The following is a 22,582-nucleotide window of genomic DNA, read 5'->3' as shown; positions in this document are numbered from 1 at the left end:
ACCCGGCTCTTCATGTCTCGATAGTAGTAAATCATTAGCAAATTGTCAGTACTCACCGGCTGCTGCTGATGGCGACATGTTGTGCGCATACGAGGTGCAGCTGATGCACTGCAACAGACGAAAAAAAACCGACCCAAAGGCCGGCTTTTCTTAAGTAATTAAAAATTACTTGGATGCAGATGCGGAAGCTGCTGCTGGAGCAGATGCTGCTGCGGAAGCTGCTGGAGCTGCGCCAGAAGCTGCTGCTGCATCAGATGCTGCTGCTGGAGCTGGAGCTGCTGCTGGGGCTTCTGCTGGAGCAGATGCTGGAGCTGGAGCTGTTGCGGAAGCAGATGCTGGAGCAGGAGCTGCTTCTTCTTTTTTGCCGCAAGCAGCCAAAGCGATTGCCAACAGGGAAACGAGCAAGAGTGATTTTTTCATGTTTGTACTTTCAATAAATAGATCAAAAAAGAAGATCAAAACGTTGCGATGAATAATTACCGGTAATTATCGCTCTATAGGTTAATTCGCGAGCTTCTCGCCAAAACGACATTCGGCCCCTACGAAAGTTTCCTAACCCGGAATTATAATGATTTTTCCATTGTTGGAATAGGCATAGATGCATTTTTGCACTCAAATCTGTCATTATTTATAGGCAAGAGCGCAATTTTAGTCGTGGTTCTCCACTTTTTCATGAAAATTGACCCTCACAAGACGAAAATTTCCTTTCAAATTTCAATTCGAATGCTGCGCTGCGACATGTATTTTTATTATTTTTAAAGATTAACGAATTTCCAGCCAGCCATCTTCATACCATAAACAAAATGCTTCCAGCACATCGGCGGAGATATTCGTGATATCGCTACCATCGAGTTCTCTTTGATTTGCCAGCTGGGTCAGGGAAACCTTGTCTTCTCTACCAACAGCAAAGGATTCACCGTTGATAAAGACATGTTTTCCTTTATATAACATCTGGGATTTGCGTGACAGCTTCAGTCCATTTTTGATGGCTGCTTGCTGAAAGCGTTTGGGTGCCAAGGGTTTTTCTGGTCCCGTAAAAAAGACGCTGGACTTGGGTTCTGTCAGGTGCTCACCCAGGAAGATCAAAATGTCATCATCGGTGAAACGGATCTTGGCGATTTCGGCGGAAATATCATCCAGCATTTCCGTACTGATTTCAGCCGGTTTGCTGCCGGGTTTCAAATCGGGGTCTGCATAACGCCCTGGCAAATCTATCGATTCAGACATGAACTGCAGGAAGGATTCACCGAACTCCTGGTAAGACGGCGCGCGGAAACCAATGGAGTAGGTCATGCATTCACCGACTGCCACGCCGTCATGCGCATACTTGGGCGGCAGGTAAAGCATATCGCCCGGTTCCAGCACGAATTCTTGTTCAGCCTTGAAATTACGCAAAATCTTCAAAGGCATGCCTTCTACCAGGCTCAAATCCTTTTGTGCACCGATACGCCATTTGCGCTGGCCGTGCGCCTGCAACAGGAAGACGTCATAGGAATCGAAATGCGGGCCAACGCCACCGCCATCGGCCGCATAGCTGATCATCAGGTCATCCAGCCTGCTATCCGGGATGAAGCGGAATTGCCGCAGCAGGGCATCGGCCGCATCGTTGTGCAAGTTGACGCCTTGTATCAGCAGTGTCCAGTCCTTCTTTTCCTTGACGGGTATCTGCTCATGCGGGCCGGACTGCATTTCCCAGTGTTTGCCAAAAAAGCTGATCAGGCGCGATTCAACATCGTCGCGACCCGCCAGGTCAAATAAATCGTCCTTGGTCAACAAAGGCTGAAAGCCGGGAATGGCCTGACGTATCAGTAAAGGCTTCTTGTGCCAATATTCACTGAAAAACTCTTCAACAGAGATGCCGCCAAGCAAGGGGAGGGGGGAGGTGATTTTTTTCATGCCCGCATTATAGGCCGAGGCAAAGCGATCGACTAGACGGGTATAATTCGCAAGCAGATAAATTTTTAAGGAATTGCTATGAAGATAGGCAAAAATTCAGTTGTTACCGCGCGTTATACCTTGAAAGACGCACAAGACAATCTGATCGAAGAGGGGCAAGAGCCTATGGTGTACCTGCATGGCGGGTACGATGCGGTTTTTCCCAAGATAGAAGAAGCCCTGGAAGGCAAGGAAAAAGGCTTTAGCGCCACCATACAGCTCAATCCTGAAGATGCATTTGGTGACTATGATGCGGAACTGGTCAAAGTCGAGCCACGTGAACGTTTTCCTTCGCCACTTGAAGTTGGTATGCAATTCGAAGGTATGCCAGAAGACTCCGAAGAGTCTGCCGACTCAGACGATGGCGATGCCCATATCTTTACAGTGACCGATATCGCTGATGATAAAGTAGTGCTTGATGGCAACCATCCTCTGGCCGGCATAGCCTTGCGTTTCAGCCTGACAGTGGAAGATGTGCGCGAAGCATCGGAAGAAGAAATCGCTCATGGTCATGTGCATGGTGCCCACGGACACCATCATGACGACGATGATGGCGATGATGAAGATGATGCAAACGCTGAATATCGCAGCCACAAGCTGCACTAGCCTGAAATGAAAATGCCGCTGAATATAGCGGCATTTTTTCATTTAGCTGAATTTTAGCTGAATATCAGTTTTTACCCAGTTTTACCCAGTAGCCCCTTCAGCTCATACAGCGCTGCCAGTGCTTCGCGCGGTGTCATGCTGTCTGGTTCCATGGAATCCAGCGTTTCCAGCAATTCGGTATTGGTGGGTGTGGCTTCGACTGGCTCTGGTTCTGCAGTAGCTACCGCAGAAGAGAATAAATCAAACTGCGAGGTCGATTGCAGTGACTGCGCTTCCAGGTCCGCCAGGTGTTTGCGCGCAGATTTGATGACAACTTGCGGTATGCCTGCCAGTTGCGCCACCTGCAAGCCATAGCTTTGCGAAGCTGGCCCAGCCTGTACTGCATGCAGGAAAACGATATTTTCCTTGTGTTCTACCGCTGACAGATGCACGTTTTCAGCGGAAGGGTGCACGTCGGGCAATTGCGTCAGTTCAAAATAATGCGTGGCAAACAGAGTATAGCTTTTGGATACCTGGATAAGGTGTTTGGCAATCGCCCAGGCCAGTGCCAATCCATCAAAAGTGGAGGTGCCACGGCCTACCTCATCCATCAAGACCAGGGAATGTTCGCTGGCACCATTCAAGATTGCCGCAGATTCCGTCATTTCCACCATGAAGGTGGAACGTCCACCGGCCAGATCATCCGCCGCACCTATACGGGTAAAGATGCGATCTATGGGGCCTATGCTGGCTTCGGTAGCTGGTACATAGCTGCCTACATAGGCCAGCAGGGTAATCAAGGCCACCTGACGCATGAAGGTCGATTTACCGCCCATGTTGGGGCCGGTGATCAGTAATAATTTGCGTTCGGCAGAAAAATCGCAATCATTGGCGATAAAACGTTCGATCTGGTTTTCCACTACAGGGTGACGGCCCTGGGCGATATGCAATACAGGTTCACTGAGCAATTGTGGCGCGCACCAGTTGTTCTTGGTCGCATGTTCGGCCAGACTCACCAGGGTATCCAACTGGGCAATCGCATTCGCAATTTTTTGCAGGGCAGGAACTTGTGGTAACAGGTCTTGCAGCAGGCGCTCATACAGCATTTTCTCGCGCACCAGCGCCCGCTCCTGGGCTGACAGGGCCTTATCTTCAAAGGCTTTCAGTTCCGGCGTGATATAGCGCTCGGCATTTTTCAGGGTCTGGCGACGGCGGTAATTGTCAGGGACTTTGTCACTCTGGCCGTTGGTCACTTCTATGTAAAAACCATGGACACGGTTGTATTCGACGCGCAGATTGGCAATGCCGGTACGTTCACGTTCCGAGGCTTCGAGTTCGATCAGAAATTGTCCGGCATTTTCGGACAATGCCCGCAATTCATCCAGCTCGGCATCAAAGCCGGTCGCAATGACGCCGCCATCACGTACCATGGTGGCCGGTTGCAGCATCAGGCCGCGTTCCAGCAAGTCCAGGCATTCTGTTGGTGTATCCAGATCAGACAATACTTTGGTCAGCAGGCTGGTCTGGTTATCGGCGATGCACAGGCTGACATAGTTACGCAGCCCTGGCAGATGCTGCATACCGTCACGCAAGGCAGACAAATCACGCGGACGGGCCGATTGCAGGGCGATGCGGGTGGTAATGCGTTCGATATCCGGAATCGACCTTAAGGTCGTTGCAAGGCCATCGGTAGAATCGGCCAGTATCAGCGCCTTGATGGCGTCATGACGAGCCCGCGCAACTGACTGGTCACGGCGTGCATGATGCAACCAGTGACGCAACAGGCGTGATCCCATCGCCGTACGGCAATGATCCAGCAGAGAAAACAGCGTCGGCGATTCTTGCCCACGCAAGGTTTCAGTCAATTCCAGATTGCGTCTTGTGGCGGTATCCAGGCCAATGAATTCATGTTCTGTTTCGACATTCAGGCTATTCACATGCTTGAGGCCGCGCCCTTGTGTGCTTTCTGCATAACGTAGCAGGGCGCCGGCAGCGCCCAGGGCAGCATTCAGGTTCTCTACCCCAAAGCCTGTGAGCGACGCCGTGCCGAGCTGGTCCTGCAAGGCTTTCTGCCCTTGTTTGACATCAAAATGCCAGTCAGGCAGTTCAGAGAACTTGCCTGGTAACTGGCTATAGTGTTCGTCCAGCAAAAGCGTACCGGCAGACAGCAAGACTTCAGCCGGGCTGATGCGCTCCAGTTCCTGTTGCAAGCGTTGTGGCAGCGATTTTTCGTCGGTGGATACTTCCATCAACTTCAAGGCGCCACTCGCCAGTGACAGCCATGCCAGACCTATGCTGACGGTTTTTCTTTGCTGCAGCATGCACAGTGACAGCAAAGGACGGTCAGACTTTTCCGGCAGCAGATCGGTATCGGTCAGTGTGCCAGGGGTGATGACGCGCATCACCTTGCGCTCTACCGGCCCCTTGCTGGTAGCCGGGTCGCCTATCTGCTCACAAATCGCGGCAGATTCGCCAATCTTGACCAGCTTGGCCAGATAGGGTTCCAGCGAGTGAAAGGGCACACCCGCCATCTTGATCGGTTCGCCGCCAGAACTGCCACGCTGAGTCAGGGTAATGCCCAGCAAGCGCGACACTTTTTCCGCATCACCAAAAAATAGTTCGTAAAAATCACCCATGCGGTAAAACACCAGCGTGTCCGGGTGATCTGCCTTGATGCGCAGATATTGCTGCATCATAGGAGTATGCTGAATTTCTTTTGTGCTCATAAAGCCTTGATTTATTAACGTATTTTTTATTGCCTTGGATGTGGCGATGGCTGATCCAGGCCTTGTGCCGTATCAATCGCAGATCTGGTTTTTTCGTATTTTTTGTCAGATCAGCCATTAATTTTGGTGCGCACCTTATCATAGACGATTGCCGTGGTCTACGGTTGCTCTGCGGGATTGCAAATATAAGTAGAACAGGCGTAGGGAAATGGCCTGACTACTGTCCTGGGAAAATAGATGGAATCAGCATTTTGCCATGTTGCACCTGTTGCAGATATTGTTAAAATGAAAAACATTCTCTTACCTTGCTGCCAGAGGAAATTCTGAATGGTCAATGAACTGATGTACGGTCTGAACACTGCGCTGATCGTGGCCCTGCTTTTTATCGTCATGTTGTCAGCTTCCGAGCTTGCTTTCAGAAATGGGCTGAAGCAGCAGGCTTTCGCCAATGATGCGGTGAAGTCGCAAATCAATACCTTGCAGGCATCCATGCTGGGTTTACTGGCCCTGTTGCTGAGTTTTGCATTTTCGCTGGCACTGCAGCGTTTCGAGGAGCGCAGCCAGGCAGTTGTGACTGAAGCCAATGCCATAGGTACGACTTATTTGCGTATTCAGCTCTTGCCAGCCAGTATGCGACCGGAAGTGCAGTCGCTGGTAAAGCAATACCTGGATCTGAGAGTAGATGAGGGACAGGTCAGTTTGGCAGAAACAGAGAAAAGAGGCGCGTTGATTAAAAAATCCAGCCATGTCTCGGATCTGCTTTGGGCGCAGGCAGTGAAGGCGGCAGAACTGGATAAAAGCGCTGTGACCAGTGGTTTATTCATCCAGACCCTGAATGACACGATAGATGCTTTTGGCAAAAGAGATGCGGGTTTGCTCAGACATGTGCCGGAAACGGTCGTGTACTTATTGTTTGCAACGATCATCATGACAGCAGCAACCGTAGGCTATGCATCTGGCCTGACCGGTCAGCGCGCCAGCTTTGCGACGCTGGCCTTGCAAGTGTTGATTGCGATGGCGGTATTTTTGACAATAGACCTGGATCGACCTCGTCGTGGATTTATCCAGGTCAGCCAGGCCAGCATGCTGGGTTTGCAAGAGACGATCAACAAGTCAATGGCGACCACAAAGAGCGTGGGGCAGTAAATGTCGTAAGCAGATGTGATACCTGCTTTGCAAAAAAAGCCAGCTACACAAGTAGACTGGCTTTTTTTTCCGTAATCCGGCACGCTTACATTAGCCGTTACCGCGACTGCCAGACCTGCGTGGTGCAGATTGTTTGACTACCGGGCGAGGGCCGGCTGGGCGTGGCTTTGATGGTGCCGCGCCTGGTGTTGCGGGTTTGCCTGGTGTACGTGCGGCCTGCGCGCCGCCATTGCCTTGTGGGCGCTGTCCGCGACTTGATGGTTGTGCTCTGCCACCGCCTCTGTGATCCTGGCTGCGCAACTGTATGGGCTGGGCTTTTGCATGTGGGTCAGGGATGAAGCCATCAATAATTTCTTGCGGGATCTGACGCTTGATGAGTTTTTCTATATCCGCCAGCAATTTGAATTCATCCACGCACACCAGGGATACGGCTTCGCCAGTAGCGCCGGCGCGACCGGTACGGCCTATGCGGTGAACATAATCTTCGGGTACATTGGGCAAGTCATAATTGACCACGTGTGGCAATTGGTCAATGTCGATGCCGCGTGCAGCGATATCAGTCGCTACCAGTACGGTCAGGCTGGCGTCCTTGAACTCGGCCAGGGCTTTGGTACGTGCAGACTGGCTTTTGTTACCGTGTATGGCCATGGCAGCGATGCCATCTTTAATCAACTGCTCTACCAGTTTGTTGGCGCCGTGCTTGGTACGGGTAAATACCAGTACTTGTGACCATTGATGTGTCTTGATCAGGTGAGCCAGCAAAGGATGTTTTTTGTCGCGGTCAACCGGATGCACTTTTTGGGCAATCACTTCCACCGTGGAATTACGGCGTGCCACTTCTATCATTGCCGGGTTGTCGAGCAGACGGTCGGCCAGTGCCTTGATCTCGTCCGAGAATGTGGCAGAGAACAGCAGATTCTGGCGTTTGGAAGGCAGGATCGCCAGCACTTTTTTGATGTCGTGGATAAAGCCCATGTCCAGCATGCGGTCGGCTTCGTCCAGTACCAGAATTTCAATATGGCGCAGGTCTATCGTGCCTTGCTGATGATGGTCCAGCAGGCGGCCTGGCGTGGCCACCAGAATATCGACACCCTGTTTCAGCAGCTTGATTTGCGGGTTGATGCCAACGCCGCCAAAAATCACGCCAGAATTCAGTGGTACATATTTGCCATAGGTGTTGACGCTTTCTTCTACCTGGGCAGCCAGTTCACGCGTCGGTGTCAGCACCAGTGCGCGGATAGGGCGTCTGCTGGTCTTGTCCTTGGGGGCGTTAGCCGAAGTGGAAAGGCGCTGTAATATGGGTAGGGTAAAACCTGCCGTTTTGCCAGTGCCGGTTTGCGCGCCGGCCAGCAGATCGCCGCCCTTGATGACAGCAGGAATAGCTTGTTGCTGAATCGGGGTTGGCGATGTGTAGCCTTGTTCGCTTACTGCGCGAACAATGTTCTCGGATAAGCCGAGTTCGTTGAATGATGCCATGTGGTTTGACTGTGTTTCTAAGTGACCGGACTGATAGCCATCAGTCCGGCATATGGGGCAGTGGGGCGCTCCAATTTTTCGGAGCGTGAGAAATTACTTGATAGCTGAAAACGGTTGCATTGCATTGACCATCTGCGCAAATACTTTGGGTGTACCGGCCAGTACATCACCTTTGTACAGGTAATCTGAATCACCAGAGAAATTACCGACGATGCCACCAGCTTCAGTGATCAGCAGGGCACCTGCTGCGATATCCCAGGGGGCCAGGCCTTTTTCAAAAAAGCCATCCAGACGGCCGGTTGCAACATAAGCCAGGTCTAGCGCGGCAGAGCCGGGCCTTCTCAAACCCTGGCATTTGCTGGTCATGACCTTGAACATGGCCAGATATTCATCCAGGCCAGACAAATCACGTGAAGGGAAACCTGTACCGATCAATGCGTCGGCCAGTTTGTCGCAGCGTGTAACGCGTATGCGTTTGTCGTTCAGAAAAGCGCCAGCGCCTTTGCTGGCAGTAAACATTTCATTGCGGGTTGGGTCATACACGACAGATTGCGTGATCACGCCGCGCTGTTGCAGGGCGATGGAAACGCAATATTGCGGGAAGCCGTGGATGAAGTTGGTAGTGCCATCGAGTGGGTCGATGATCCAGACATTGTCATTTTCGTCGTGCAGATTAGCGGAAGCACCTGATTCCTCGGCCAGTACGGCATGATCAGGGTAGGCAGTGGTCAGCACCTCAATGATGGCGGCTTCGGCAGCCTTGTCGACTTCAGTCACGAAATCATTGAAATGTTTTTCTGTGACAGTGACACGATCAAGGTCAAAAGATGCGCGATTGATAATCGTCGCGCCACGACGAGCGGCTTTAATAGCCGTATTCAGCATTGGGTGCATAAGGTTTCCGATAAAATGACAGCATGCGCATTACTGTCACCCAAAAAGTGAGGTAATTGCAAAGCTACACAAAAATGATAAAGAGCGTGCGTAATTGTCGTCAGTCAGGCAATGATCAGCACAACCGATGAAAAATTAACGCTTGATACCGCTATTTTAAATGAACTTGCCCAAAACTGACACATCTCTTTTTCAACGCCTGCGCTTCATCCTGGTTGAAACCAGTCATCCTGGCAATATAGGCGCGGCTGCGCGGGCAGTTAAAAACATGGGGTTTTCTGAACTGGTGCTGGTTAATCCGCGCTTTGAAGATGCCTTGCAACACCCTGAAGCAGTGGCCCTTGCCAGTGGTGCGCAAGACATCCTGGACAAGGCGCGCATTGTCAGCACGATAGAAGAAGCCTTGCAGGGATGTGAATATGTGGCAGCCGTGAGTGCCAGGCTGCGCGAGTTTTCTCCTCCAGTCATTACTCCACGCCATTTCGCCGGAGATATGGTGCAGCGCCAACCAGCGCAGATAGCTTTAATTTTTGGCAATGAACGCTATGGCTTGCCCAATGAAATCGTGATGAATTGCCATGTGCTGATCAATATCCCGGCCAATCCTGTGTATTCATCCCTGAACTTGGCACAGGCAATACAACTGCTGGCCTATGAATGCCGAATGGCATTTGATACGGATGTGCCGGTTGCCAGCAATATCGGTTTTCAGGGACAGATGGCATCGGCAGAGGAAATCGACGGCATGTACCGTCATCTGGAGCAGGCTTTGGTCGCAATTCAATTTCTGGATCCGGACAATCCCAAAAAACTGATGCCCAGATTGAAACGCATGTTGGCACGTGCAGAACTGGAAGCGGAGGAGGTCAATATCTTGCGTGGCATTGCAAGAAAAATTCTTGATGTGAAGAAAAATTAAAACTTTTACTTGAACGTTGCTATAAATTAAATTATTTTAATAGTACACAAGCAAGAAAGTGTAGTAATTTACTGATTATGTATATCATTTTCTGTATTTCTAACGACGATGGCCGGGCATTGAATATGATTTTTTTGTCTTGTTAATTTTGTGCCGTCACTTCATTTTGATCCGGAAAATATGGAGATAACTATCTGTTTTTTATGAGTTAAATATTAAGGCTTGTTGCTGGAAATGATAAATATGTTGAAATCCATACACATTTCGGCTTTAAACCCATGTTTTCATTTGGTTACGACTTTAAGGAAGCTTATAAAGCCAGTAAGATTGCAGATAACATACGTTCAGAAAAGGCAATTGATAATTGATTTACTGAATAAACTAATTCTGAGGTCTCTATTATTTCTGTTCCATTCCGCCGATCCACGTTAAACCTTTTATGCCTGGGCGCATTTGCCGCCGGGGCAACGGGTAACGCATATGCATTAGGCTTCAGTAACCTGACGGTGCAGTCAGGTTTAGGTCAGCAATTACGGGCGCAGCTTGAAGTCACCGGCAGGGATGCTCCAGAAATAGATCAGTCCTGCTTCAAGGCCAAAGTCGAGGCAACGGACGGCACTTTCCTGGCACAGGCTGGTGTTACTTTGCTGGTCAAAGGCAATACGCGTTTCCTGACGCTGGTTACCAGAAAAGATTTGATGGAGCCCGCTGTCAAGATCATGGTGGACATGGGGTGTGAAATTCAGTTGCACCGTGAATTCACCATCTTGCTTGACCCGCCTTTGGCTGCATTGCAACCGGTGACTGGTCAAAAAGCACCGGCTGCAATTGTCCTGCCGCAAGCTGGCACGACCAATACGCCTGTCGAAGCAGTGACAGTACCAAGACCGGTGAAGCCGAAAGTCAGGAAAGAAAAAACTCAGCCAGAAGCGGCTGAAGCCATACGGACGGATACGGAAGTCGTCACTGCAAAAAAAAACCCGAAAAAATCTTCAACACCCAAGCCGCTCCAAAACACCAGCCCGGCCAGGGATGAACTGAAACTGTCTGACGATGTTGCCATTGTCGCTCCTGGCTTGCGCCTGAGCGATAATCTGACGGCCAATAATCCACAAACAAATATAGAAGAACTGCGTGCCGCGCAGGCACAGTTTGCTGCCATGCTGCGGGATGAAGTGCCCGCCCAGGTGGCACCTGACAAGTTAAAATCCGAGCAGCAAAAAATTCTCAGCTTGCAGCAAGAGGCTCAGCAGTTGAAACGTCAAAGCCAACTGGATAAGGCGGCACTGGAAGAAACCAGGGAAAGCAGTTTTTCCAAAGACTGGATCATCGCCTTGTCGGTCTTCGTGCTGGCAGGCTTGAGCATTATTGCTTTCCTGCTGCTGTATATCAGCCGCATGCATAAACGGTTCACGTCCACCTGGTGGCAGCAAAAAGAACATGCACATGAGCCGGAACCAAAGAAAAACATAGAAGAAATCGTGAACAGTATCCAGGCATCCTATGGACCGACCACGACGGGTTCCCTGTATCAGATCGATGATGAGAAAACCACGGATACCAGCCGTCCAGTGACCGCACCAGGCAAGAAAAATGCGCCTGAAAGCAATCTCGGCGAACTGGAAACGCCATCAATCTTCAGTAAGGCATATGTGCCTACGCTGGAAGACAGCAATAGCAGTACATTCAATTTCTTTTCTACGCGCGGCCAGTCTGTGAAGGTAGAAGAAATTTCGGATGTGACCCAGGAAGCTGAATTCTGGATTTCAGTCAATGATCCGCAGCGCGCCATAGAAATACTGGAGCCACAGGCAGAAATTGATTTGCCGGAATCACCCGTGCCCTGGTTGTATTTGCTGGACTTGTACCGTGTAACCGGCAACAAGGACAAATACGATGCCATGCGAGACCGCTTTGTGGTGTTCTTCAATGCCAATATTCCGGAATACGAGATCGATCCTGCTGCTTTGCCAGCGCGGCAGCTGGAAGATTTTGAACATCTGATGAACCGTATTTGCCGTTTGTGGGGCAGCAATGACATCCTGCCTTTCCTGGAAAGCCTCCTGGTTGATGACAGGGATGGCAAACGCATGGGCTTTGAATTGCCTGTGTACAGGGATATCCTGCTGCTGATCTCTGTTGCCAATGAGCTGGAAAGAATGGGTTCGGCCGGTGGCAAACCGAAAGTATGGGCACGCCCAACAGCAGATGCTGGTGCGGCCAAGGGGCCTGAAGCAGACTCCAATATAATCAATTTTGAAACGATTGATTTCCGTACGGACAAGGAAAATTGATCCGTTTTTGTGGGAAAATAAGGATGGCCTGGTATTTACACGGGCCACAATAAGATGCCCTTGGCTGGCTACAGGCGTGCCAGATATACCTTGCATACCTGTAGGCCGCGATGGCGCCACATATAAAACGGAGACATATGATTACACTTTGCGGCTTCGCCCTCAGCAATTATTACAACAAGGTCAAACTGGCATTGCTGGAAAAATCGGCACCTTTTGAAGAAAAGCTTGTATGGACCGGGCGTTCACCAGAACTCTTGATGCATTCACCGCTGGGCAAGGTTCCCTATATTGAAACGCCGGAGGGATCATTGTGCGAATCCCAGGTCATACTTGATTACATAGAGAATCTTTACCCTGAACATCCGCTTTTGCCGGCGAGCCCTTTTGCAACTGCCAAGTTGCGTGAATTGATTACCTTCATCGAATTGCATCTGGAATTGCCGACACGTGAATTGTATGCAGAAGCTTTTTTTGGTGGCAAAGTCACAGACGAAGTCAAAGCCAAAGTGGAAAAACAACTGACGCGCAATATTCCGGCATTTGCCAGCCTGGCTAAATTTGATCCTTTTGTTGGCGGTAAAGAATTTACTATGGCAGATTGTGCTGCGGTTGTGCATTTCCCGCTGGTGTCCATGGCAACCAAAATCATTTATGGCAGAGATTTTCTGGCGGATTTGCCGACCCGGGATTACGTCAAGATGATGTCTGAAAGGCCAAGCGTGCAAAAAGTGAACGCAGACCGCAAGGCGAATCAGGAATTGATGGCCAGCAAGGGTAAGTAATTTAGCAAGTAAGTTAACAATTAACGCAGTATAAATCGCGCAAATAAAACACCGGGGCCAGCAAGAGATGAAATCTTGCTGGCCCCGGTGTTTTAAGAGTCCCTGCGGTCTGCTGGCAGGATCAGATTGCCCGACGCATTTTTTGCACGGTATAGGATTTGACTTCTGTTGGCGGTTCAACCAGTTTGATAATCGCAAACGTACAATTGTCGCCCCGGCTGTTGGCCCTGTCCCTGGCTTTTCTGATCAAGAACTCGGAAGCCTGGCGTGGGCTGTTGGCTGCCACGGCGGCAGACAACTCGGCATCATCGAAATAATGCCACAGGCCATCGGAACACAGCAGGAAGCTATCATGCGCCTTCAGTTCATTGTATTCGCCAAAGGTGACGTAAGGGGCCGTCGTACTGGAACCAAGGACATTGATCAGGATATTTGATAAACGGTGGCTCTTGGCTTCTTCGGCGGCAATTTTGCCTTCATCCACCAGTTTTTCCACGTAGGAATGATCTTTGGTTCTTTCGGTAAAATTGGGGCCGGTAAAGCGATACAGGCGCGAATCGCCAGCATGTGCCCAGATGGCTTCTTGTTTTGGTGTTATTACAAGTGCAACAAACGTGCTGTGAGGTTCCTTTTCTGATGATACGCCCGACAATTTAATGACAGTGTGTGCTTCGTTGACTATGTTTTCTAACAGACTACGTACATCATTTCCCGGGTAAAATTCATCAAAGAGTTGTTTTGCTGTACGTACTACTTGCTCAGCGGCAAGTGCTCCACCGCTTTTCCCCCCCATACCGTCTGCCACCACGGCCATGACATAGCCGGGTGCATGCGGAGCCGCAAAAAGCGCGGCGCGGTCTTGTTGTTCCTGCCGGTCACCGATATGTTGTCCGGTTCCAGCTTCGATCTTATATTGGCTCATACGTCTTGGTAGATTAAACTAACGGGATAAACCCGAAAATGGTCTTTCCTTAATTAAACTTTATTTTACTGCAACCAGAAGACTATGAGCCACCCGGAACAAACACTACAACGCATTATCGAGCTGGAGGTTGAACATAGAGACCTGGATGTGGTAATCGAGACGCTGATCAAGGATCCGAGTCACGATGAATTGCAACTGCGTCGCCTCAAAAAGCGTAAATTGCAATTGAAAGACCATATTACACTGCTTAGGATGCAACTGACACCAGATGTCCCTGCATGATTATCCGCTTTTCCTTGTCCTGATAGTTAGTTTCTGATTGCCTCATTTTGACTGAATCACTTGCCACACCGAATGCAAACGGCATTCACGATGCAGAAGTAGAACATATTTTTGGCTTGACCGGCCCATTAAGCGCATCGGTGAACGCTTATCGCCCGCGTCAGGCGCAGACAGAGATGGCAAAAGCCATCGCTGATGCCATTGCCGGGCAAAAAACCCTGATTGCCGAGGCCGGTACGGGCACAGGTAAAACCTATGCCTACCTGATTCCTGCTCTGCTATGGGGAGGCAAGGTAGTGGTGTCGACGGGAACCAAGAACTTACAGGATCAGTTGTATTTGCGCGATATTCCCACCATACGCAAAGTGCTGAAGGCGCCGGTATCGGTAGCCTTGCTGAAGGGCAGGGCGAATTACCTCTGTCATTACCATCTGGAAAGAACCATACAGAATGGCCGCCTGAGCTCGCGCGAGGACGTAGGCTACCTGCGTGACATCAGCCGTTTCATAAAAACCACAACTACCGGTGACAAGGCTGAACTGGCCCGGGTACCGGAAAGTGCATCGGTCTGGAGCCTGGTTACGTCGACCAAAGATACTTGCATGGGGTCTGAATGCCAGTATTACCAGGACTGCTTTGTCATGAAAGCCCGTAAGGAAGCGCAACAGGCTGATGTGGTGGTGGTCAACCATCATCTGTTCTTTGCCGACGTGGCATTGAAGGATACCGGTATTGCCGAATTATTGCCATCTGCCAACACCGTCATATTTGATGAAGCCCATCAGTTGCCAGAGACAGCTACTCTGTTTTTTGGTGAAACAGTTTCTACTTCACAGGTACTGGAATTATGCCGTGATGTACTGGCAGAGGGTCTGTCACATGCCAGGGATGGTGCCGAGTGGGCGAAACTGGTGGCGCCGGTAGAGCGCGCAGCACGTGATTTAAGGCTGGCATTTCCGCAGGATGTGGTCAGGTACTCGATTGACCAGATTGCCCCGTCCAGCCCGTTTTTTGAAGCCCTGGAGACCCTGAAAACCTGTCTGCAGGACATGATCGTGGTGTTGGAAAAGCAGGCGGAGAGGGCAGAGACGCTGGAGCAATGCCGGGCCCGTTCGATTTTGCTGGCAGAACAATATGAAAAATGGAATGCCGCAGACGATGGCAAATCCGGTGATTATGTCCTGTGGGTGGAAGCTTTTTCCACTTCGCTGCAATTGCACCGTACACCCTTGTCGATTGCCCCCATCTTCAACAAACAGCGCGAAGGTGTGCCGCGTGCCTGGATTTTCACTTCCGCCACCATGGCAGTGAAGAATGATTTCACTCACTATGTATCGCAAATGGGCTTGTGGGATGAGCCGGCACGTACCTGGCCCAGTCCATTCAATTATCAGGAACAGGGCTATCTGTACGTCCCTAACGGCATGCCTCAGCCGAATTCTTTTGAATACATGGATGCGGTGATTGATGCGGCATTGCCAGTGATTGAAGCCGCCGGTGGCCGTACCTTCCTGCTGTGCACGACCTTGAAAGCAGTAAAGCACAGCGCGGAACGCCTACGCGAAGAATTCCAGAAACGTGGCCTGAATTTCCCCCTGTTTGTGCATGGCGATGCCGGCAGGACAGAATTGCTGGACAGATTCCGTGCTGCCGGCAACGGTGTGCTGATCGGTAGCCAGAGTTTTTGGGAGGGCGTGGATGTGCGTGGTGAAGCGCTGTCGCTGGTGATCATCGACAAGCTGCCATTTTCACCGCCGGATGATCCCGTACTGTCTGCCCGTATTGCTGCGATGGAAAAAAAGGGTCTGAATGGTTTCGTGCATCACCAGTTACCGGAAGCCATCATCAACCTCAAGCAGGGTGCCGGTCGCCTGATCCGCGACGAGGGCGACCGAGGCGTACTGATGATCTGCGATCCGCGACTTATCTCCAAGCCCTATGGCAAGCGGGTCTGGCAAAGTTTGCCATCATTTGCGCGTACCCGGGAGTTATCGGATGTACTGGCATTTTTCCAGAAAATAAAGACGCCAGCCTAAATTAGATAGCTTCAGACAGTTTTAGATAGCTGGCTCAATATGTAAAAAGGCAGCACTGTTTCCAGTGCTGCCTTTTTCATTGCCATCAGATGCTGATGGCAAATCGTGATGCTATCTGTTTACCAGATGCTGACACGCTCGGCTGGCGTCAGGAACATCTTGTCACCTTCCTTGAGTTTATAGGCATCGTAGAAGCCAGGCATATTGCGCAATGTGCCATTCGCACGGATTTCTCCGGGGGAATGTGGATCAGTCTTCAACTGCACAATCATGGATGCTTCACGCATTTTGGTGCGCCAGACCTGGGCAAAACCCATAAAGAAACGTTGATCACCAGTCAGACCACCTATCACTGGTGCCGGTTTGCCGCCGAGTGACAGTTTGTATGCCTTGTAAGCGATTGCCAGGCCGGAATTATCAGCAATGTTTTCACCCAGAGTCAGCTCGCCATTGACGTTGTAGCCGGGAATCGGACTGAAAGCGCTGTACTGTTTGACCAGGATGGCAGTTTTTGCCGCAAATTTTTCGTGGTCTTCCTTGGTCCACCAGTCACGCAGATTACCCAAACCGTCATATTGTGCACCCTGATCATCAAAGCCATGGCTGATTTCATGACCAATGACAGCACCAATGGCGCCATAGTTGACCGCGTCATCTGCTTTGGCATTGAAGAAAGGTGGTTGCAAAATAGCCGCAGGGAACACGATTTCATTCATTTCCGGGTTGTAATACGCGTTCACGGTTTGTGGCGTCATGCCCCATTCGTCACGGTCTACTGGTTTGCCCAGTTTGTTCAGTTCAAATTGCGCTGCAAAGCTGCGGATATTGCGCAGATTGCCGACTGCATCACCCTTGGTGACGGTCAACCCAGAGTAATCACGCCATTTGTTTGGATAGCCAATCTTCGGCATGAAAGTCGCCAGTTTTGCCTGCGCTTCTTTTTTTGTCGCAGGACTCATCCAGTCCAGGGTATCTATGCTTTGCTTGTAGGCGACCAGCAAATTGCTGACCAGTTTTTCCATCTTGGCTTTACTGGCAGCCGGGAAGTGTCTGGCAACATACATTTTGCCCAGGCTTTCACCCATGCCGGAATCGGCCAGGCGAACGCCGCGTTTCCAGCGGGCTTCCTGTTCTGGCACGCCACGCAGTGTTGTGGAATTGAATGCAAAGTTTTCATCAGCGAAATCTTTCGACAACTGGCCAGCAGCTGAGCGCAGGATATGCCATTTGAAATAGGTTTTCCAGCTATCCAGCGATGTTTCCTGCAACACTTTGTTGAAGCCTGTCAGGTAGCTGGGCTGGCTGACGATGATGTAATCGATCTTGCCTTTGACGCCCAGTTCGCTGAGGTAGGTGTTCCAGTCGTAGCCGGGGGTCAGGGTATCGAGTTTGCTGATTTCAACTTTATTGTAGGCTTTGACCGGGTCACGCAATTCAACCTTGGTCCATTGAACTTTGGCCAGTTCGGTTTCCAGTGCCAGGATGTCGGTTGCATGTTTTGCGGCTTCCTTGTCACCGGCCAGGGTCAGCATTTTTTCGATATGCTTGACATATTTGGCGCGGAAATCCTTCAGTTTGGCGTCGTCATCCTTGAGGTAATAATCACGGTCAGGCAAGCCCAGGCCGGACTGACTTACATCCAATACATATTTGGTGGAATCCTTGTTGTCCTGGTGGATCTGAAAGTCATACGGCGCACCAATGCTGGTGCGGTTCAACCAGGCCATCAGCGTTGAAATCTGTTTTTTGTCCGTCATGCCATCCACTTTGGCAAATTCGCCTTGCAGTGGCTTCAGGCCCATCGCATCAATGTGTGCGGTATCCATGAAGCTGGCGTACAGATCAGCGATTTTTTGCGCATCAGTGCCGGTTTTATTCTTTGTCTTGGACAGGCCTTCAATAATCGCATGCAGGTGCGGAATAGTTGCTTCGCGCAAATCGATAAATGCACCGGCAGAGGCTTTGTCAGCAGGGATTTCTGTTTTTTTCAACCAGCTACCATTGACGTGACGGAAGAAATCATCCTGTGCACGCACGGAGCTGTCACTATGGCCAGCTTCTATGCCGGATAACAGGACGGTTGATGCGGATGCTGCTTTGGCTGGTTCTGCTGCAAAGGCGATATTGCTGCCGACGGTACCGGCAATCATCAGCGCGATAGCGCTAAGTACTTGAGCTTTCACTTGGGGGTCTCCTGGGAGTGAAGTGTTTTATAAAAATACGACAAACTTTTTGCGGCTGGTTTCAAGTAATCACTGCCCGCAACAGCTTGCTATAGCCGTCATAAGACTGCGTGAGTTTAACGAAGTTCGACAGATTTAGTAAAAGTTTTGGGAATAATCGAAAAATAAAATATTGTTTATAGGAATTACGCAAAATTGCCCCAGCAAGGCGTCAGCGACGAAGACAGTACTTTAGTACGGCCAGGAGCTGCAACGCAGCTGGGGCGGTTTTGCGTAATTCCTAATTTAGTTAATTTCTTCGGCGCGGTGACACGCAAGCAAGCGATCTGCAAATGGACGTAACACGGGAATCTCTTGCCGGCAGCGATCATTGGCGTGTGGGCAGCGATTGTTAAAAGCGCAGCCTGGCGGCGGTGCCAGAGGTGATGGCAGTTCGCCAGGCAGCATCATCTTGGCCTGGCGCTGTGCCGGATCTATGCGCGGGGTAGAGGCCAGCAATGCTCTGGTGTAGGGATGCAGTGGTTGCTTGAAAATACTTTGTTTGTTGCCATGTTCAACCGTCTTGCCCAGATACATGACCAGCACGTCATCGGCAATATGTTCTACGACAGACAGATTATGCGAAATGAACAGGTAGGCGACGCCATTTTGCTGCTGCAAATCCATCAATAAATTCAGGACCTGAGCCTGTATTGATACGTCGAGCGCGGAGACAGGTTCATCGGCAACGATGACTTCCGGGTCAAGCATGAGGGCACGGGCAATCGCGATACGCTGTCTTTGTCCGCCCGAAAACATATGCGGATAACGGCTGTAGTGTTCTGGCCGCAAGCCTACACGGTTCATCATTGCCCGTGCTTTTTCTTCGCGTTGAACAGACGATAAACTGGTGTTGATGATCAGTGGCTCTTCCAGCATGGCTCCCACTTTTTTACGTGGATTCAGACTGGCATACGGGTTTTGAAATACCATTTGCACCAGTGGCCGGACCTGCTTCAGTGTCGCCTTGTCGGCATGGGCAATGTTTTTTCCTGCCATCCACAGTTCCCCGCCTGACGGGGCTTCTATCATGGTGATCTGGCGTGCCAGGGTGGATTTGCCACAGCCGGATTCACCCACCACAGCCAGGGTTTTGCCCGCTGTTAGTTGAAAAGAGACACCATCAAGGGCCTTGGCCAGCGCCTTGGGACGCAGAAAACCCTGTGACACAGGATAATGTTTGGCCAGATTTTTTGCTTCCAGTAATACCGGAGCCTGAGTAGACGTGTTTTGCATCATGCTGCCTGATGAATGTGAATGGCTTGCCAGCCGTTACCCGGAATACCTTGTGCATCAAGCGGGTAATGGCAGCGCACCTGCGCATTTGCCTCGCCTTGCAGTTGTGGCCGGGTACTGTGGCATAGTTCCGTGACATAGCTGCAGCGTGGTGCCAGCAGGCAGCCGCTGGGTCTGTCATACAGGCCGGGCACAACGCCGGGTATGGTCTGCAAACGCGCCTTACCCAGATTGTGTTCGGGCAGGGCGGCCAGCAAGGCCTGGGTATAGGGATGCCTGGGGGTATCAAAAATGTCTGGCACCGTGCCGGTTTCGAGTACCTGGCCGGCATACATGACGACTACCCGTTTTGCTGTCTGTGCTACTACCGCCAGATCGTGGGTGATCAGCATCAATGCCATGCCGCGTTCACTTTGCAATTGCAGTAACAACTCCAGCATTTGCGCCTGTACGGTCACATCCAGTGCCGTCGTTGGTTCATCGGCAATCAGCAGACGCGGGTTGCAGGCGATGGCGATGGCGACCATGACGCGCTGGCTCATCCCGCCGGATAACTGGTGCGGATAAGCATGCATACGGCGCTCAGGGTCAGGAATATCCACTTGTTTCAGCAAGGCCAGTGCTTTGGCGCGCAAGTCTTTTTCCTTGCCCCCCTGGTGCAGGCGCAGGGTTTCCATCAACTGGAATGCCACGGTATAGCAGGGATTAAGACTGGTCATGGGGTCCTGAAAGATCATGGCAATATCCTTGCCCAGCAATTGCCGTCTTTCCTTGTCTTTCATGCTGAGCAGATTGCGGCCATCAAAATCCATTTGTTCAGCACGCACACGACCAGGGAAATCGATGAGACCCATCAATGCCAGCGAGGTCACGCTTTTGCCTGAGCCCGATTCGCCCACGATGCCGACCACTTCGCCTTGCTCTATGCGCAGATCAAGACCGTCAACGGCTTTGAATGGCTGGCTTTCCGAGCCAAATTCAACGCGTAAATTTTTGATATCCAATAATGGTTTCATGTTGAATCTTTGTTCAGCGTTTTAACTTGGGGTCGAGCGCATCGCGCAAGCCATCACCCATGAGGTTAAAGGCCAGCACAGAAATCAGGATAGCCAGGCCAGGAAAGGTAACAACCCACCATGCACTCTGGATAAATTCCATGGCACTGGCCAGCATGGAGCCCCATTCCGGCGTAGGTGGCTGTGCGCCCAGCCCAAGAAAGCCCAGCGCAGCAGCATCAAGGATGGCGGTGGAAAATCCCAGTGTCGCTTGGACGATGATGGGGGCGGCGCAATTGGGCAGCACGCAGTTGAACATCAGTCGCAAATTGCCGGCGCCGGCGATGCGCGAAGCATTCACATAATCCTTGTTCAGTTCGCCACTGACGGCTGCCCTGGTCAGCCTGGCATAGGACGGCATGAGGACAATGGCAATCGCATACATGGCATTCATCAGACCAGGACCAAGTATGGCGACCACAGCAATCGCCAGCAACAGGCTGGGCAGTGCCTGCAAGATATCCATGAGGCGCACGATAATGGTTTCCAGCATGCGCGAAAACCTGCCAGTCCAGCTGCGTGAAAAACCGGCAATCAAACCCAGGGTCACACCAACACCCATGGATAACGTGACCGATACCAGACCAATGATCAGCGACAGCCGGGAACCATGTATCAGACGCGACAAAATATCGCGACCGACCGGGTCGGTACCCAGCAAGAATTTGCTGCTGCCAGCGGCAGTCCAGGCAGGTGGTGCCAGGGTCGCATCACGATATTGCTCAATCGGTGAATGGGGGGCTATCCATTCGGCGAACAGGGCGCATAGTGTCAGCACGCCAACCAGCACTAGGCCGATGACCGCACCACGGTTCTGTTTGAAATACTGCCAGAATTCAAGCAGCGGGTGCGGTGGTGCAAGAGGCACCTTATTGACCACGCTGCTATTACCAGTATTGCCGGGTAAGCTAGTATTGCTCATAAATCTGTGCTCAAGTCTGTAAAGTCAGAATGAAAAATCATGTATCAATGACGTATGCGCGGATTGATGACGCCATACAACACATCGACAATCAGGTTGACTGCAATGACGATGGTGGCCACCAATAAAATGCCGCCTTGTACCGTTGGGTAATCCCGTCTTTGTATGGCTTCAATCAGCCATTTGCCTATGCCTGGCCAGGAAAATATGGTTTCCGTCAGTATTGCGCCAGCCAGCAGGGTACCGACCTGCATGCCGATGACGGTAATCACCGGTATCAGGGCGTTACGCAGCGCATGCACCCAGACCACGCGCATCCATGACATGCCTTTTGCCCTGGCTGTGCGTACATAGTCTTCACGCAAGACTTCGAGCATGGCAGAACGGGTCATGCGGGCAATGACGGCCAGCGGGATGGTGCCGAGGGCAACGGCAGGTAAAATCAGATGCATGACTGCAGATTTGAATGCACCTTCTTCGCCTGACAGCAGGCTGTCAACCAGCATCAGTCCCGTGACCGGCGGCAGGTCGAACAGAATGTCGATGCGCCCAGATACCGGCGTCCAGCCCAATGTGACGGAAAACAGCAAAATCAGCAGTAGTGCCCACCAAAAGATGGGCATGGAATAGCCTGTGAGCGAGGCACCCATGACAGAATAATCGAGAAAGGTATTACGCTTCAGCGCCGCCAGTATGCCAGCCGGCAAACCAAGCACAATGGCAAAAATAATGGCGCACAATGACAATTCAAGTGTGGCCGGAAACAGAGTGAAAAATTCTTTGCTGACCAGTTCCTGGGTGATGATGGAGTGCCCCAGGTCACCTTGCAGGACTTTGCCGAGATAAGAGAAATATTGCTGATACAAAGGCTGGTCCAGGCCATACAGGTGCATCAGTTTTGCATAGCGTTCGGCATCCATGCCGCGTTCGCCAGTCATGGCTTCCACCACATTGCCGGGTATCAGGTGTATCAGTGAAAAAACCAATAACGTGATGCCTATGAAGGTGGGTATGACTACACCCAGGCGCCGCAAGATAAAACCCAGCATCGAAAAACCTTTTTAAAACAGATCAGTGAGTTCGGTACATCAAACCATGCATGGATACCGGTTTTCAGCATAAACATAAATCAGACTTGCGCAAA

Annotated in this window: 18 protein-coding genes; 7 read left to right on the top strand and 11 right to left on the bottom strand. The window is 51.0% G+C overall.

Going from position 1 to position 22,582, the window contains the following annotated elements; translation table 11 throughout:
* Positions 1-165: 165 nt before the first annotated feature.
* The gene (locus H8L32_RS27650) at positions 166-420 is read right to left on the bottom strand and encodes a hypothetical protein (RefSeq protein WP_230412032.1); all 255 of its coding nucleotides are present in this window, start codon (positions 418-420) and stop codon (positions 166-168) included.
* 342 nt (positions 421-762) lie between these two features.
* Complete coding sequence (locus H8L32_RS00445; protein WP_186945205.1) at positions 763-1,896, bottom strand: cupin domain-containing protein; 1,134 nt, start codon at positions 1,894-1,896, stop codon at positions 763-765.
* A 78-nt stretch (positions 1,897-1,974) separates the two neighbouring features.
* On the opposite strand from H8L32_RS00445, the gene H8L32_RS00440 reads away from it, so the two are divergent.
* Positions 1,975-2,541 (top strand): FKBP-type peptidyl-prolyl cis-trans isomerase, encoded by a 567-nt coding sequence (locus H8L32_RS00440; RefSeq protein WP_186945204.1) that lies wholly within the window; start codon positions 1,975-1,977, stop codon positions 2,539-2,541.
* Positions 2,542-2,612: 71 nt separating this feature from the next.
* On the opposite strand, the gene mutS is transcribed toward H8L32_RS00440, so the two are convergent.
* Positions 2,613-5,246 carry a DNA mismatch repair protein MutS gene (gene mutS, locus H8L32_RS00435; protein ID WP_230412003.1) on the bottom strand — a complete coding sequence of 878 codons (2,634 nt, stop codon included), beginning with the start codon at positions 5,244-5,246 and terminating at the stop codon, positions 2,613-2,615.
* Between the two features lie 327 nt (positions 5,247-5,573).
* Here mutS and H8L32_RS00430 point away from each other — a divergent pair, with 327 nt between their 5' ends.
* Positions 5,574-6,392 (top strand): bestrophin-like domain, encoded by an 819-nt coding sequence (locus H8L32_RS00430; RefSeq protein WP_186945202.1) that lies wholly within the window; start codon positions 5,574-5,576, stop codon positions 6,390-6,392.
* Positions 6,393-6,482: 90 nt separating this feature from the next.
* On the opposite strand, the gene H8L32_RS00425 is transcribed toward H8L32_RS00430, so the two are convergent.
* Positions 6,483-7,868 (bottom strand): DEAD/DEAH box helicase, encoded by a 1,386-nt coding sequence (locus H8L32_RS00425; RefSeq protein ID WP_186945201.1) that lies wholly within the window; start codon positions 7,866-7,868, stop codon positions 6,483-6,485.
* Between the two features lie 93 nt (positions 7,869-7,961).
* A complete protein-coding gene (locus H8L32_RS00420; RefSeq protein ID WP_186945702.1) occupies positions 7,962-8,753 on the bottom strand; it encodes an inositol monophosphatase family protein in 792 nt (263 codons plus the stop codon).
* A gap of 169 nt (positions 8,754-8,922) precedes the next feature.
* Between H8L32_RS00420 and H8L32_RS00415 the strand changes: the two genes are divergently transcribed.
* From H8L32_RS00415 to H8L32_RS00405, 3 genes are all read left to right on the top strand, one after another.
* Positions 8,923-9,681 (top strand): RNA methyltransferase, encoded by a 759-nt coding sequence (locus H8L32_RS00415; protein WP_186945200.1) that lies wholly within the window; start codon positions 8,923-8,925, stop codon positions 9,679-9,681.
* Positions 9,682-10,079: 398 nt separating this feature from the next.
* A complete protein-coding gene (locus H8L32_RS00410; protein ID WP_456243402.1) occupies positions 10,080-11,975 on the top strand; it encodes a type IV pilus assembly protein FimV in 1,896 nt (631 codons plus the stop codon).
* 137 nt (positions 11,976-12,112) lie between these two features.
* Positions 12,113-12,760 (top strand): glutathione S-transferase, encoded by a 648-nt coding sequence (locus tag H8L32_RS00405; protein WP_186945198.1) that lies wholly within the window; start codon positions 12,113-12,115, stop codon positions 12,758-12,760.
* Positions 12,761-12,881: 121 nt separating this feature from the next.
* On the opposite strand, the gene H8L32_RS00400 is transcribed toward H8L32_RS00405, so the two are convergent.
* On the bottom strand, positions 12,882-13,682 hold the full coding sequence (locus tag H8L32_RS00400; protein WP_186945197.1) for a PP2C family protein-serine/threonine phosphatase: 801 nt from the start codon (positions 13,680-13,682) through the stop codon (positions 12,882-12,884).
* Positions 13,683-13,766: 84 nt separating this feature from the next.
* On the opposite strand from H8L32_RS00400, the gene H8L32_RS00395 reads away from it, so the two are divergent.
* Complete coding sequence (locus H8L32_RS00395) at positions 13,767-13,967, top strand: YdcH family protein (protein WP_186945196.1); 201 nt, start codon at positions 13,767-13,769, stop codon at positions 13,965-13,967.
* A 44-nt stretch (positions 13,968-14,011) separates the two neighbouring features.
* Entirely contained in the window at positions 14,012-16,003 is a 1,992-nt protein-coding gene (locus H8L32_RS00390) for an ATP-dependent DNA helicase (protein WP_408058801.1), read from the top strand.
* A 119-nt stretch (positions 16,004-16,122) separates the two neighbouring features.
* Here the strand turns inward: H8L32_RS00390 and H8L32_RS00385 are convergent, their stop codons facing one another.
* From H8L32_RS00385 to H8L32_RS00365, 5 genes are all read right to left on the bottom strand, one after another.
* On the bottom strand, positions 16,123-18,153 hold the full coding sequence (locus tag H8L32_RS00385) for a M13 family metallopeptidase (RefSeq protein WP_186945701.1): 2,031 nt from the start codon (positions 18,151-18,153) through the stop codon (positions 16,123-16,125).
* Between the two features lie 318 nt (positions 18,154-18,471).
* A complete protein-coding gene (locus tag H8L32_RS00380; RefSeq protein WP_408058779.1) occupies positions 18,472-19,461 on the bottom strand; it encodes a peptide ABC transporter ATP-binding protein in 990 nt (329 codons plus the stop codon).
* Positions 19,461-20,477 carry an oligopeptide/dipeptide ABC transporter ATP-binding protein gene (locus tag H8L32_RS00375; RefSeq protein WP_186945193.1) on the bottom strand — a complete coding sequence of 339 codons (1,017 nt, stop codon included), beginning with the start codon at positions 20,475-20,477 and terminating at the stop codon, positions 19,461-19,463. The genes H8L32_RS00380 and H8L32_RS00375 overlap by 1 nt, the downstream gene beginning before the upstream one ends.
* A 13-nt stretch (positions 20,478-20,490) precedes the next feature.
* Complete coding sequence (locus H8L32_RS00370) at positions 20,491-21,438, bottom strand: ABC transporter permease subunit (protein WP_186945192.1); 948 nt, start codon at positions 21,436-21,438, stop codon at positions 20,491-20,493.
* 44 nt (positions 21,439-21,482) lie between these two features.
* Entirely contained in the window at positions 21,483-22,487 is a 1,005-nt protein-coding gene (locus tag H8L32_RS00365) for an ABC transporter permease subunit (RefSeq protein WP_186945191.1), read from the bottom strand.
* Positions 22,488-22,582 lie beyond the last annotated feature (95 nt).

Source organism: Undibacterium hunanense, from assembly GCF_014284335.1.
Lineage (GTDB): Bacteria > Pseudomonadota > Gammaproteobacteria > Burkholderiales > Burkholderiaceae_D > Undibacterium > Undibacterium hunanense.
This window is presented reverse-complemented; position numbering and strand designations above follow the sequence as displayed.

Excerpts from the sequence above, each read along its gene's own strand:
- mutS (WP_230412003.1), bottom strand. The coding sequence starts at position 5,246 with ATGAGCACAAAAGAAATTCAGCATACTCCTATGATGCAGCAATATCTG.
- H8L32_RS00445 (WP_186945205.1), bottom strand. The coding sequence starts at position 1,896 with ATGAAAAAAATCACCTCCCCCCTCCCCTTGCTTGGCGGCATCTCTGTT.
- H8L32_RS00380 (WP_408058779.1), bottom strand. The coding sequence starts at position 19,461 with ATGCAAAACACGTCTACTCAGGCTCCGGTATTACTGGAAGCAAAAAAT.
- H8L32_RS00385 (WP_186945701.1), bottom strand. The coding sequence starts at position 18,153 with ATGATTGCCGGTACCGTCGGCAGCAATATCGCCTTTGCAGCAGAACCA.
- H8L32_RS27650 (WP_230412032.1), bottom strand. The coding sequence starts at position 420 with ATGAAAAAATCACTCTTGCTCGTTTCCCTGTTGGCAATCGCTTTGGCT.
- H8L32_RS00440 (WP_186945204.1), top strand. The coding sequence starts at position 1,975 with ATGAAGATAGGCAAAAATTCAGTTGTTACCGCGCGTTATACCTTGAAA.
- H8L32_RS00395 (WP_186945196.1), top strand. The coding sequence starts at position 13,767 with ATGAGCCACCCGGAACAAACACTACAACGCATTATCGAGCTGGAGGTT.
- H8L32_RS00375 (WP_186945193.1), bottom strand. The coding sequence starts at position 20,477 with ATGAAACCATTATTGGATATCAAAAATTTACGCGTTGAATTTGGCTCG.
- H8L32_RS00430 (WP_186945202.1), top strand. The coding sequence starts at position 5,574 with ATGGTCAATGAACTGATGTACGGTCTGAACACTGCGCTGATCGTGGCC.
- H8L32_RS00400 (WP_186945197.1), bottom strand. The coding sequence starts at position 13,682 with ATGAGCCAATATAAGATCGAAGCTGGAACCGGACAACATATCGGTGAC.
- H8L32_RS00420 (WP_186945702.1), bottom strand. The coding sequence starts at position 8,753 with ATGCTGAATACGGCTATTAAAGCCGCTCGTCGTGGCGCGACGATTATC.
- H8L32_RS00370 (WP_186945192.1), bottom strand. The coding sequence starts at position 21,438 with ATGAGCAATACTAGCTTACCCGGCAATACTGGTAATAGCAGCGTGGTC.
- H8L32_RS00365 (WP_186945191.1), bottom strand. The coding sequence starts at position 22,487 with ATGCTGGGTTTTATCTTGCGGCGCCTGGGTGTAGTCATACCCACCTTC.
- H8L32_RS00425 (WP_186945201.1), bottom strand. The coding sequence starts at position 7,868 with ATGGCATCATTCAACGAACTCGGCTTATCCGAGAACATTGTTCGCGCA.
- H8L32_RS00415 (WP_186945200.1), top strand. The coding sequence starts at position 8,923 with ATGAACTTGCCCAAAACTGACACATCTCTTTTTCAACGCCTGCGCTTC.
- H8L32_RS00405 (WP_186945198.1), top strand. The coding sequence starts at position 12,113 with ATGATTACACTTTGCGGCTTCGCCCTCAGCAATTATTACAACAAGGTC.